An 11,730-nucleotide genomic window follows, 5' to 3' on the forward strand; every position below is an offset into this window, starting at 1 on the left:
GCGCCGACGCGGACACGCTACCGAGCGCGGGGATGGGCTTCGGCCCACACTTCCCGCAGGGTCGTGACCGTCACCAGGGTGTAGATCTGCGTCGTGGTCACCGACGCGTGACCGAGAAGTTCCTGCACCACGCGCACGTCCGCGCCGCCGTCGAGCAGGTGGGTCGCGAAGGAGTGGCGCAGGGTGTGCGGGGACACCCGCGAACCGATGCCGGCGCGCTCGGCCGCGGTCTGGAGCACCTGCCACGCGCTCTGCCGGGACAGTCGTCCGCCGCGGACGTTCAACAGCAGGGCCGGGGTGCCACGGGAGACGAGGGCGGGACGTCCGCGCACCAGGTACGCGTCGACCGCCGCCATGGCCGGTCGGCCGACCGGCACCACGCGCTCCTTCCCGCCCTTGCCGCGCAGGATCACCGAGCGCGACACGGTGTCGATGTCGTCGACGTCCAGGCCCACCGCCTCGGAGATGCGGGCGCCGGTGGAGTAGAGCAGTTCGAGGAGTGCACGGTCCCGCAGGCCGCGCGGGGTGTCGGCCGACTCCCCGGCGGCCGCGTCCAACAGGGCGAACACCTCGTCGACGGGCAGGGACTTCGGGAGGCGGCGGCCGGGTGCGGGCGGTTTGACCGCGGCGGCGACGTCCGTCTCCACGGTGCCCTCGGTCACCGCGAATCGATGCACGCCGCGGACCGCGATGACCGCACGGGCGGCCGAGCTGGACGCGAGCGGCGGGAAGTCGCCCGTGCCGGTGCGCAGGGCCTCGACGAAGTCGCCGACGTCGTGTCGGGTGACGTCGGACAGCCGCGTCCGCCCCCGCTGCGCGAGGAAGTCGGCGTAGCGCACCAGATCTCGGCGATACGACGTCACGGTGTTGCGCGCCGCACCGCGCTCCACCGTCAGATGGTCGAGGTAGGCCTCGATCACCTCGGTCGGGCTGTCAGCCGCCATGGGCGCGGCGCTGCTCGAACGCCGTCGGCCGATCCCGCCACGGCGCGTCGGCCGGCCGCATCGGCACGGACCGCGACCGCACCGCCGCGACGGCGAGGATGCCGGCCACGGCGGATGCGTTGACGATCTCGCCGGACAGCACCCGCGCGAGCGCGTCCTCGACCGACAACCGCACCAGTTCGATGTCCGCTTCCTCGTCGCGGGCCTCCGGTCGGTCGACCTCGGACAGTCCCTCGGCGAGGAAGATGCGGACGGTCTCGTCGGTGAATCCCGGCGACGCCGCGACGTCCACGAGCAGCGAGAACGACTCGGCCGCGAGCCCGGTCTCCTCGGTCAGCTCCCGCCCGACCGCGTCGACGGGGTCCTCACCGGGCTCGTCCAGCAATCCGGCGGGGAGCTCGAGCAGCCGGCGGCCGAGCGGATGGCGGTACTGCTCGATCAGGACGATGCGGTCCTCGTCGTCGATCGCCACGACGGCGACGGCACCGTGGTGCTCGATCACCTCGCGCTCGGCCGTCCGGCCACCCGGCATCGCGACACGGTCTCGCCGCAGGGCGAGGATCGCCCCCTGGTACTCGAGTTCGCTGCCCACGACCTCGAACTCGTGTCGCTCCGCCATGTCGCCTCAGGCCTTCGCGGTGGAGTCGGCGATCGCGGTGGGCTCTGCGGCCTCGACGGGCGTGGCGGGCTCGGCCTGCGCGGCGTCACCGTGGACGTCGACGGGCAGGCGCTCCTCCGACTTGTAGTCCAACGCCGCGGCGATCAGTCCGGCGAACAGCGGGTGCGGACGGGTCGGACGGCTCTTGAGCTCTGGGTGTGCCTGCGTACCGACGAAGAACGGATGCGTCTTCTTCGGCAGCTCGACGAACTCCACGAGATGACCGTCGGGCGAGGTGCCGCTGAACTGCAGCCCGGACGCCGCGATGCGGTCGCGGTAGCTGTTGTTGACCTCGTAGCGGTGGCGGTGCCGCTCCGACACCGACTCGCTGCCGTAGGTCTGCGCCACGACGGACCCCTTGGCGAGCGTCGCCGGGTAGGCGCCCAGACGCATGGTGCCACCGAGGTCCGCTTCGCCGGCCACGGCCTGTTCCTGGTCCGCCATCGTCGAAATGACCGGCTGCGTCGTCTCCGGCTCGAACTCCGCCGAGTTGGCGTCGGAGAGTCCGACGGAGCGGGCCGCCTCGATGACCATGCACTGCAGGCCGAGGCAGAGGCCGAGCGTCGGGATCCGGTGCGTGCGGGCGTGGGTGATCGCGCCGAGTTTGCCCTCGATACCGCGGATGCCGAAGCCACCCGGGATGACGACGGCGTCGATGTCGGCCAGGGCGAGCCGGGCACCGGCCGCGGTGTCGCAGTCGTCGGACTGGACCCACACCAGCTCCACCTTCGCGCGGTTCGCGAATCCGCCCGCGCGCAACGCCTCGGTCACCGACAGGTACGCGTCGGGCAGGTCCACGTACTTGCCGACGAGCGCAACACGCACCGTCTCGCGCGGCGAGTGCACCCGCTCGAGCAGCGTGCCCCACACCGACCAGTCGACGTCGCGGAAGGGCAGACCGAGCTTGCGGACGACGTAGGCGTCCAGACCCTCGCCGTGCAGCACCTTGGGGATGTCGTAGATGGACGGGGCGTCGGGCGTCGAGATGCAGCCGTCGACGTCCACGTCGCACATGAGCGCGATCTTGCGCTTGAGACCGTCCGGCACGTCGCGATCGGACCGCAGGATCAGCGCGTCCGGCTGGATACCGATGCTGCGGAGCGCGGCCACCGAGTGCTGCGTCGGCTTGGTCTTGAGCTCACCCGACGGCGCGAGGAACGGCACCAGCGAGACGTGCAGGAAGAAGACGTTCTCCCGGCCGACGTCGTGGCGGACCTGACGAGCGGCCTCGAGGAACGGCTGGGACTCGATGTCGCCGACGGTGCCGCCGATCTCGGTGATGACGACGTCCGGCGCCTGGCCCTGCAGGTCCGGGCCGCGCATCGCCAGGATGCGAGCCTTGATCTCGTCGGTGATGTGCGGGATGACCTGGACGGTGTCACCCAGGTACTCCCCGCGCCGCTCCTTCGCGATCACGGTGGAGTAGACCTGCCCCGTGGTCACGTTCGCGTACCCGGAGAGGTCGCGGTCGAGGAAGCGCTCGTAGTGCCCGACGTCCAGATCCGTCTCGGCGCCGTCCTCGGTGACGAAGACCTCGCCGTGCTGGAACGGGTTCATCGTTCCGGGATCGACGTTGAGGTAGGGGTCGAGCTTCTGCATGGTGACGCGCAAGCCGCGTGCGGTGAGCAGCTGGCCCAGGCTCGAGGCCGTGAGGCCCTTGCCGAGCGACGACGCGACGCCGCCGCTGACGAAGATGTGCTTGATGTCGGCCCGCGTGTGAATGCGTGACTGCAAAGAAACTCCCGTGACGGTGCGACCCGATGGTGGCGCGGAACCGGTGATCGATCCTGCTCATCGAGTGGTTCGGAATACGACCGACCCACGGGACTTCACGGTAACACCTCCGCGCCGAATCGGTCGTCGTCGCGGGCCGTGTCTACCGTGCGGGCGCCCCCACCGTGACGGCCGTCGCCCCGGGGCCGGTGCCGTAGCGACCCGACGCCCCGCCGAGCTGCTCCTGCAGCGCCAGCACGGTGGTGATCCGCCCGGACACGCGATCGACGTCGTCGACGGTGCTGGTTCCGGCGGCGAGCGCGGAATCCGACCGCACGACGGCGACCGGCCCACTCCCCGTGGCGGACTCGGGCCGTCCTGCCAGGACGACGCCCGCGCCGCGACCGTCCAGCGATCCGGCGAAGCGCGCGACGATGGCGCCCCGGTTGCCGTCGGCGCCCGGGTCCTGCGCCGCGCCGGTCACGATCACGGCCAGCTGCCCGGGAGCCACCGCACCGTCGTCGTAGGCGAGGAATCCACCGCCGCGCAGCGTGTCGAGGGCCAACGCGAGTTCGTCGGGCGTGCTCTGCGGCTGCGCCGTGGCGGGATCGAGCAACAGAACGGTCCCCAGCAGGTCGCCGGCGAGGCTGCCCTGGTCCACGGCGCCGGTCCGCAGCTGCGCGCCGGCGGGGACGACGTTGGTCAGTCGGGTGCGCAGATCGTCGCCACTGGCGGCGGAGACGAAGGCGTCGGTCAGCCCGACGCGCCCGCTGATGCGGCCACCCGAGTCCCCGATCAGACGGGACACGCCCTCGACGTCGGCGGGATCGGCATCCGGCGTGGTGACGACGACGACCGAGCGATCGGTGAGGGCACCCGCGACGACCCGGGACGCCACGGCGTCGTCGAAGCCGTCGGCCGCGTTCAGTCGTTCCCCGAGGGCGTTGTTGGCCTGGTCGAGCTCGTCGACTCGACTCTGCAGATCGTCGCGGTCGTCGCGCAGGCCGGACAGGACGCGGCCGGACAGCAGTCCGGAACCGAGGACCACGCCGACGGCCAGCGCCAGGAAGACCGCGATGAGCGAGACGGTGTGCTGGCGGAGCGAGATCACCGAAGCAGCCCCTGAACCCACAGCGCGAAGGAGTTCCAGGTGTCGATCGCCCAGTCGAGGGTGGCCCCGCTGCCGTTGGTCACCACGAGCGCCACGATGACGGCGACGAGCGCGGCGAGCACCAGCAGCGCCACCGCCGCACCGGACACCCGGCTGCGATAGAGGGTCGCCATCGCCTTGGCGTCGACGAGCTTCGGTCCCACCTTGAGACGGGTCATGAACGTCGAGGGGGTGCTCGCCCGCTTGCCGGCGTCGAAGAACTCGTCCAGGGACGCGGAGCAGCCGACGGTGACGATCAACGAGGCACCGTGATGGTCGGCGAGCAGCAACGCCAGATCCGATGCCGTCCCGGTCGCGGGAAAGGTCATGGCTCCGATGCCGAGGTCCTGGATGCGCTCGAGGCCCTTCGCGTGGCCGTCGGAATCGGCCGGGAGCACCACCTCGGCACCCGACTTCAGCGTCCTGCTGCTGACGTCGTCGGGATCGCCGACGATGAGGTCGGGGCGGTACCCCGCGTCGGCGAGGGTGTCCGCGCCGGCACCGACGCCGATGAGGATCGGCGAGTACTCCTTGACGAACGGGCGCAGCGCCTTGAGGTCGGCGACGTGGTCGGGCCCCTCGGCCACGACGACCACGTGTCGGCCCGCCATCGCGACGTCCACGTCCGGCACGCCGACGCCGTCGATCAGCAGCGGCGACTCGGTGCGGATGAACTCGATGGTGTTGCCGGAGAACGCTTCCAGGTGATCGACGAGAGCGGACTTGGCCTCGATCATCCGATCGGAGACGTCGGCCTCGGTCTGCTCGGTGCCCTCGGCCAGCACGCGCTCACCCGCGAAGACGGTGCCGTCGTGCAGACGCACCTTGGCGCCGTCCTTGATCTTCTTGAGCGCGTCGGGACCGACCTCGTCGATCAGGACGACGCCGTTGGCCACCAGCACCTCGGGGCCGAGGTTGGGGTAGCGCCCCGAGATGGAGGCCGACGCGTTGACGACGGCGGTCACGCCGGCCTGGACGAGCTGGTCGGCCGTGATGCGGTCGAGATCGAGTTCGTCGAGAACGACGACGTCGCCCGGACCGACACGGCGCAGCAGCTTGGCCGTGGAGCGGTCGACGCGGGCGATTCCCGTGACTCCGGGAAGAGAGTCGTGACTACGCGAGAGCAGAGCCGGCATCTTCATGCGTTCGATGATGGGGAACGACGGCCCGCCGATGAGGGAGGCGCGCCGTATCAACTACCACATCGTTCACACGAGTCACACCGGCGGGTGCGTCGACCCGGGACCGATCCCGGGGTCAGGACGCGGCGGCGCGACGCTCCGCCGTCGCCGTGGCGAGTAGCTCCTCCGCGTGCGCACGACCGGTCTCCGTGTCGTCGAGTCCGGCCAACATCCGGGCCAGCTCGACCACGCGGTCCGAGTCGCTCAGCGTGCGCACTCCACTGCCCGGACCGCCCTTGCGGGTGTCGGTCTTGTTCACCACGAGATGTGTGTCGGCGAATGCCGCCACCTGCGGCAGGTGGGTCACCACGATCACCTGGTGCGTGCGGGCCAACCGCGCCAGCCGCTTACCGATCTCCACGGCCGCGCGGCCACCGACGCCGGCGTCGACCTCGTCGAACACCATGGTCGATCCGGCGTCCGACTGCGCCAGCACCACTTCGAGCGCGAGCATCACGCGGGACAGCTCGCCGCCCGACGCACTCTTCGTCAGCGGCAGCGATTGGGCACCGCTGTGTGCGGCCAGCCGGAACTCGACGTCGTCGACGCCCGACGAGCCGGCGTGCAGACTCGCGCCACCCACCTCGAGCGCGACGCGATCGTCCTGCGCCGCCGGACGCGGGCGCACCACGACCTCGAGCTTGGCCTTGCCCATCGCGAGTCCGGACAACTCCGTGCTGACGGCCTTGGCCAGTCGGGTCGCCGCCTTGGTCCGCGCCGCGCTGAGTGACGCCGCGACGGACGCCGTCGCCGCGGCACCGGTCCGCACCTGCTCGGCGAGGGCGGCCAGGGCGTCGGCGGACACGTCCAGTCCGGTCAACCTCTCGCGGGCCTCCTGCGCCCAGGCGAGAACACCGTCGACGTCGGCGGCGTACTTGCGAGTGAGGTTCTTCAGCTCGGCCTGCCGCGAGAGCATGGTGTCCAACGATTCGGGATCCGCCGGGAGGTCGTCGAGGTAGGCCGTCAGGTCCGCGCCGACGTCGGTGACCACGGCGATCGCCTCGGCGACGCGCGGCCCCAGCGCCCGGAGCACCTCGTCGTCGGCGGAGTCGAGGCGATCCCGCGCGGTACCGAGCAACGCCATGACGGACACGTCGTCGGGATCGTCGCCTCCCGTGAGAGCTCCACGAGCGCCGGCTGCGGCGTCACGCAGGCTGTCGAGGTCGCCCAACCGACGCACGGCGGCGGAGATCGCGGCGTCCTCACCGGGTTCGGGGGCGACGGCGTCGATTTCCTGGAGAGCGAACGTCAGCTGGTCCGCCTCGCGGGCCATCTCGCGGGCGCGCTCGGTTCGGTCCCGGAGTTCGTCGACCGCGGCGAGCCACGCGCGTCGCCGCGTGCGGTACTCGGTGAGCAGGGCCGTCACCGTGTCTCCGGCGAAGCGATCCAGCGCCGCCCGCTGTTGGTCGCTGCGCTGCAATCGCAACTGGTCGTTCTGTCCGTGGACGGTCAGCAGCGACCCGGTGAACTCCGACAGCACGCCCGCCGGCACGCTGCGGCCGCCGAGGTGTGCCCGCGAGCGTCCGTCGGTGGACACCGAGCGCACGGCGATGATGCTGTCGTCGTCGTCGCGTCGGGCCCCGGTCGACTCGAGCAGCGCCTCGACCTCTCCGCGCGCGGGATCGCCCACCGTGTCGGTGGTGAACCGACCTTCGACGACGGCGCGGTCCGCCCCGACCCGAACCCGGCCGGCGTCGGCGCGTGCCCCGGAGAGCAGGTGCAGGCCGGTGACGACCATCGTCTTGCCGGCGCCGGTCTCACCGGTGAGGACCGTCAGTCCCGTCGAGAACGTTGCGGTGGCCTCGGCAATGGCGCCGAGCCCGTCGATACGAATTTCGGACAGCACGCGGTTACGTCACCCTCCCCCGCCAGCCGGTGACCGGCAGTGCGAACTTGTGGACCAGTCGATCGGCGAACGGCGCGGAATCGAGCCGCACCCACTTGATGGGTTCGGATCCCCGCACCACCTCCACCCGCGCACCGGGTGGCAGCGTCATGGTGCGGCGGCCGTCGCAGAAGACCAATGCCTCGCGGCCGCCGTCGAAGATCTCGACGGCGATGTGCGATTCCGGGCTGGTGACCAGCGGGCGCGCGAACAACGCATGCGCGTTGCTCGGGATCACGAGGATCGCGTCCAACTCCGGCCACACCACCGGCCCGCCCGCGGAGAACGCGTACGCGGTGGACCCCGTGGGCGTGGCGAGGAGAACACCGTCGCACCCGAACGCGGACACCGGCCGATCGTCGACCTCGAGCACCACTTCCAACACCCCGAGGCGGGACGCGTTCTCGATACTGGCCTCGTTGAGCGCCCACCCTCGTTCGACCACCTCACCGTCGACGAGCACGGCGATGTCGAGCGTCATGCGCGGTTCGATGCGGTACGTGCGATGCACGACGATGTCGAGGGTCTCCTCGAGGGCGTCGGCCTCGGCCTCCGCGAGAAAACCGATGCGGCCCAGGTTGATACCCAACACCGGGATGGACGCTCCGCGCGCCAACTCGGCAGCGCGCAGGAACGTGCCGTCTCCGCCGAGAACCAGGACGAGTTCGCAGCCCACGGCCGCGGCCGGGCCGAATTCGACCACGGAGACGTCGGAGTGGGGCTCGGACAACGCGTCGACGCCGGACGTGGACTCGAGCCGGGACGCGTCGTGCTCGTCGACGAGCACGCGCAGACCGATGCCGTGCTCATGGAACACCTTGGCCGCGCGGCGCGCGGTCTGCTCGATGTCGGGCCGTCCGGGGTGCGCGACCAGCAGCACGGTCCGGTCCGGGGTGGGTTCGGTTCCCGGCAGGATGGTCATTGCGGTCCCTTCGCCACGGCGGCCGCCACGAGATCCTCGATCACGGGCGCGGCGCCGGACTCACCGTCCGCCGTCGTCAACCAGAGGAAGTATTCGACGTTCCCCGCCGGCCCCGGCAACGGACTCGGCGCCACCCCGCGGGTACGCAGGCCGAGCGCCTCCGCGGCACGGGCCACCTCGACGACGGCCGCCGCGCGCATCGCGGGATCACGGACCACGCCGCCGGACCCGATCCGGTCCTTCCCCACCTCGAACTGCGGCTTCACCATGGGCACGATGCTGCCACCCGGTGCCAGCGAGGCGACGAACGCCGGCAGCACCAGCGACAACGAGATGAACGACAGGTCGGCGACGATCAGGTCGACCGGGCCGCCGATCGTCTCGGCGTCGATGCTCCGGACGTTGGTCCGATCGTGCACATGCACGCGGTTGTCGCTCTGCAGGCGCCAGACCAGCTGGCCGTATCCGACGTCGACCGCCACCACCTCGCGGGCGCCGCGGGAGAGGAGAACGTCGGTGAACCCACCGGTCGACGCGCCGGCGTCCAGACAACGGCGACCGGTCACGGCGAGACCCTGCGGCTCGAACTCGCTCAGAGCCCCGAGCAGTTTGTGAGCCCCGCGCGAGGCCCACGACACCTCGTCGGCCACCTCGACGACACGCAGTGCGGTGGCCGGCTCGACGGCCGTCGCGGGCTTGGTGGCCACCGATCCCGCGATGAGGACCCGGCCCTCCGCGATGAGGTCCGACGCGTGCTCCCGCGACCTCGCGAGACCCCGCCGGACCAACTCGGCATCGACCCGTGCTCGACGAGCCATCAGGACTTGTCCACCGAGCTCAGTGCGTCGACCAGAACGTCGTGAGCACGGCCGAGGATCTGCGCGCGACGGGACAACGCGACCAACCCGTGGACGTCGGCCGTCCCTTCGCCACTCGGAACCTGCGCCGCCCGATCGGCCTCGGCGAGAAGGTCGGTCACCTGCGCCCGAATCGCGTCCGGATCCGACGCGCCGTCGAGGACACCGCCCTGCTGCGCGGGGCGATGGTGACCGGGGAGTGGGACCGACGACGTCATCGCCGACCACGCTAGCCGATCGGCCCGACAGGGCCCCGTCGCGGCCGGTCCCGACAGGGCCCCGTCGCGGCCGGTCCCGACAGGGCCCTGTCGCGGCCGGTCCCTCAGGATCGGGTGCGCCACTCCTCCACCACCGCGCGGGCGGCGTCGTCGACACCCTCGATTGTGTCGACACCGTCCAGTGCCCACACCGCAGGGAGGATCGAACGCAACGCGTCCGCCCAGGCCGGTTCGCCGGCGGTTCGGTCCCCGGACTCGGTGTCGGAGGACAGGAGCACCGTGGCTCCGTCGCGCTCCACGGACCAGCGGTCGGTCGCGGCGATGAGGGATGCGGATTCGTCCTCGAGCAGCACCGCGAGCGACGACGCGAGGTGCGTCGGGCGGGACTCGGGACCGGCCCACAACACGTCGTCGACGGTGCTCACCCCGGTCAACACGAGCAACGAGGGAATGCCGACGGTGTTGGCCCCGGCGATGTCGGTGTCGAGCCGGTCCCCGACGACGAGGGGGGACGACGACCCGGATCGCGCCAACGCGTCGTCCATCAGCGGCGCCTCGGGCTTGCCGGCCACACGCGGTCGCATCCCTGTGGCGGCCGCGACTGCTGCGACCATGGCGCCGTTGCCGGGCCCCAGACCGCGGGGTGTCGGCAGGCTGGTGTCGGCATTCGCCGCGACCCAGACGGCACCGGCTCGGACGGCGTAGGTGGCCTCGGCGATGTCCGACCAGCCCGTGTCGGGGGAATGACCCTGCACCACGGCGTCGGGTGTGGGGTCGGCGGAGCGGGTGGTCGTCAGCCCGACGGCTTCCACCTCGGACGCGAGCGCGTCGGTCCCGACCACCAACACCGTCGAGCCCGTCGGCACCAGCTCGGCGAGCAGGCGGGCCGCCGCCTGCGACGACGTGACCACCGAGTCGTCGGGCGCGTGGAAGCCGAGGTCGCGCAGGTGCTCCGCGACGGCGGCCGGAGTCCGGCTGGCGTTGTTGGTGACGTAGCACAGGCTCGACGAGCACTCCCGGAGCACGTCCACCGCACCCTCCACGGGATCGGGTCCGCGATAGAGCGTGCCGTCGAGATCGAGCAGCAGTGCGTCGTGGCGGTCCGTCAGTCGGGTCACGGCCCGGTCAGCTCGTCGACTCGATCCTCGGCATCGGTCTCGCCGTCGGTGTCGGCGGCGGCTGCACGCAGGAACCATTGCAGTCCGTCCTCCGCACGACCGGCCGCGACGAGCGCATCCGCATAGGCGTAGTAGTACCGCGCTGCGGCCGATCCGTCACGGTCTCCGTCGAGATCGGCGGTCTGCAGGGTGACCACGGCCTGGTCGTACTGGCCCATGTCCATGCGTGCCCCGGCGACGACGATGCGCAGCTCCGCGGCATCGTCGCCGGTCAGCATCCTGGCCTCGTCGCTGCGGCCGAGCTCGATGGCACGCTCGGGGCGGCCGAGTCCGCGTTCGCAGTCCGCCATCACGGACAGCAGTCCCGGCCCGCCGGCCATGCGCCTCGCGGCACGCAGTTCGGACAGCGCCTCGGCCCACTCGCCGGCGTGGTACGCGGCGATGCCGGCGGTCTCGCGCACCACGGCGATGCGACCGGCACGGCCGCGGGCGGCGCGCGCATGCGCGAGCGCTGCTGCCGGATCGTCGGCGATGAGGCGACTGGTCATCACGAGGTGCCGCGCCACGGTCTCGGCGTTGGTCTTGTCCAGGCTGAGCAGGTCGCGGCGCACCGCACCCTCGAGGTCCTTCGCCTCGACGTCGTCGGGCAGATCGGGTTCGGGAGCTCGTGCCGGGCGGGAGTCGGCTCCACGCCCCTGGCCGGCGCGGGGACCGGACGCACCGTCACCCCCGCGACGACGGTGATCACCCTGCGGTCGACCGGACCGGTCGGGACGCCCGGAGGAGGCGCCGCCCTGTCGTGGTCCGCCCGTGCGACGTTCGGTGTGTCGACGCCGGTCCTGGCTGCCGGCATCGTCACCGCGACGAGGCGTGCCCTGATGCCCGCCGCGACGATCACGCGAGGTACCCGACCGATCGTCACGTCGCGGGCGATCGTCGCGTCCCCGTGAGTCGTCGGCCGGGCCGTCCGGAGTGGGGGTGTCGGACACGGGCGAACCTTTCGTCGGTCGGCACTGCAGAGAGAAAAATACTGGAGAAACACGAAAGGGGACCCACGTGAATGGGTCCCCTTTCGGAATGGTGG

General features: G+C 71.5%; 11 protein-coding genes. All 11 read right to left on the reverse strand.

Translation table 11 applies throughout. The features are described 5' to 3' along the window. Window positions 1-17 precede the first annotated feature (17 nt). The 11 genes from xerD to RC2_RS14320 all read right to left on the reverse strand — a co-directional run bounded on the left by xerD (window position 18) and on the right by RC2_RS14320 (window position 11,635). Window positions 18-944: a site-specific tyrosine recombinase XerD gene (xerD, locus tag RC2_RS14270; protein ID WP_068147897.1), complete on the reverse strand. Its 927-nt coding sequence runs from the start codon at window positions 942-944 to the stop codon at window positions 18-20. Next, entirely contained in the window at window positions 934-1,563 is a 630-nt protein-coding gene (locus tag RC2_RS14275; RefSeq protein WP_068147900.1) for an NUDIX domain-containing protein, read from the reverse strand. Before RC2_RS14275 ends, xerD begins: the two co-directional genes overlap by 11 nt. A 6-nt stretch (window positions 1,564-1,569) precedes the next feature. Further along, window positions 1,570-3,336 (reverse strand): CTP synthase, encoded by a 1,767-nt coding sequence (gene pyrG, locus RC2_RS14280; RefSeq protein WP_068147902.1) that lies wholly within the window; start codon window positions 3,334-3,336, stop codon window positions 1,570-1,572. Between the two features lie 142 nt (window positions 3,337-3,478). Beyond that, window positions 3,479-4,426 carry a copper transporter gene (locus RC2_RS14285; protein WP_068147905.1) on the reverse strand — a complete coding sequence of 316 codons (948 nt, stop codon included), beginning with the start codon at window positions 4,424-4,426 and terminating at the stop codon, window positions 3,479-3,481. Then, the gene (gene steA, locus RC2_RS14290; protein WP_068147908.1) at window positions 4,423-5,607 is read right to left on the reverse strand and encodes a putative cytokinetic ring protein SteA; all 1,185 of its coding nucleotides are present in this window, start codon (window positions 5,605-5,607) and stop codon (window positions 4,423-4,425) included. The genes RC2_RS14285 and steA overlap by 4 nt, the downstream gene beginning before the upstream one ends. Window positions 5,608-5,722: 115 nt before the next feature. After that, entirely contained in the window at window positions 5,723-7,492 is a 1,770-nt protein-coding gene (recN, locus tag RC2_RS14295; protein ID WP_068147911.1) for a DNA repair protein RecN, read from the reverse strand. Between the two features lie 4 nt (window positions 7,493-7,496). Continuing rightward, a complete protein-coding gene (locus RC2_RS14300; RefSeq protein WP_068147914.1) occupies window positions 7,497-8,453 on the reverse strand; it encodes an NAD kinase in 957 nt (318 codons plus the stop codon). Then, window positions 8,450-9,271 (reverse strand): TlyA family RNA methyltransferase, encoded by an 822-nt coding sequence (locus RC2_RS14305; RefSeq protein WP_068147916.1) that lies wholly within the window; start codon window positions 9,269-9,271, stop codon window positions 8,450-8,452. The genes RC2_RS14300 and RC2_RS14305 overlap by 4 nt, the downstream gene beginning before the upstream one ends. After that, entirely contained in the window at window positions 9,271-9,528 is a 258-nt protein-coding gene (locus RC2_RS14310) for a hypothetical protein (RefSeq protein WP_068147918.1), read from the reverse strand. The genes RC2_RS14305 and RC2_RS14310 overlap by 1 nt, the downstream gene beginning before the upstream one ends. A 104-nt stretch (window positions 9,529-9,632) precedes the next feature. Next, a complete protein-coding gene (locus tag RC2_RS14315) occupies window positions 9,633-10,646 on the reverse strand; it encodes an HAD-IIA family hydrolase (RefSeq protein ID WP_068147921.1) in 1,014 nt (337 codons plus the stop codon). Beyond that, entirely contained in the window at window positions 10,643-11,635 is a 993-nt protein-coding gene (locus RC2_RS14320; protein WP_245811118.1) for a hypothetical protein, read from the reverse strand. The genes RC2_RS14315 and RC2_RS14320 overlap by 4 nt, the downstream gene beginning before the upstream one ends. Window positions 11,636-11,730 lie beyond the last annotated feature (95 nt).

The sequence above is a fragment of the Rhodococcoides corynebacterioides NBRC 14404 genome (genome assembly GCF_001894765.1).
Classification (GTDB): domain Bacteria; phylum Actinomycetota; class Actinomycetes; order Mycobacteriales; family Mycobacteriaceae; genus Rhodococcoides; species Rhodococcoides corynebacterioides.

Excerpts from the sequence above, each read along its gene's own strand:
- xerD (WP_068147897.1), bottom strand. The coding sequence starts at position 944 with ATGGCGGCTGACAGCCCGACCGAGGTGATCGAGGCCTACCTCGACCAT.
- RC2_RS14275 (WP_068147900.1), bottom strand. The coding sequence starts at position 1,563 with ATGGCGGAGCGACACGAGTTCGAGGTCGTGGGCAGCGAACTCGAGTAC.
- steA (WP_068147908.1), bottom strand. The coding sequence starts at position 5,607 with ATGAAGATGCCGGCTCTGCTCTCGCGTAGTCACGACTCTCTTCCCGGA.
- RC2_RS14300 (WP_068147914.1), bottom strand. The coding sequence starts at position 8,453 with ATGACCATCCTGCCGGGAACCGAACCCACCCCGGACCGGACCGTGCTG.
- RC2_RS14305 (WP_068147916.1), bottom strand. The coding sequence starts at position 9,271 with ATGGCTCGTCGAGCACGGGTCGATGCCGAGTTGGTCCGGCGGGGTCTC.
- RC2_RS14310 (WP_068147918.1), bottom strand. The coding sequence starts at position 9,528 with ATGACGTCGTCGGTCCCACTCCCCGGTCACCATCGCCCCGCGCAGCAG.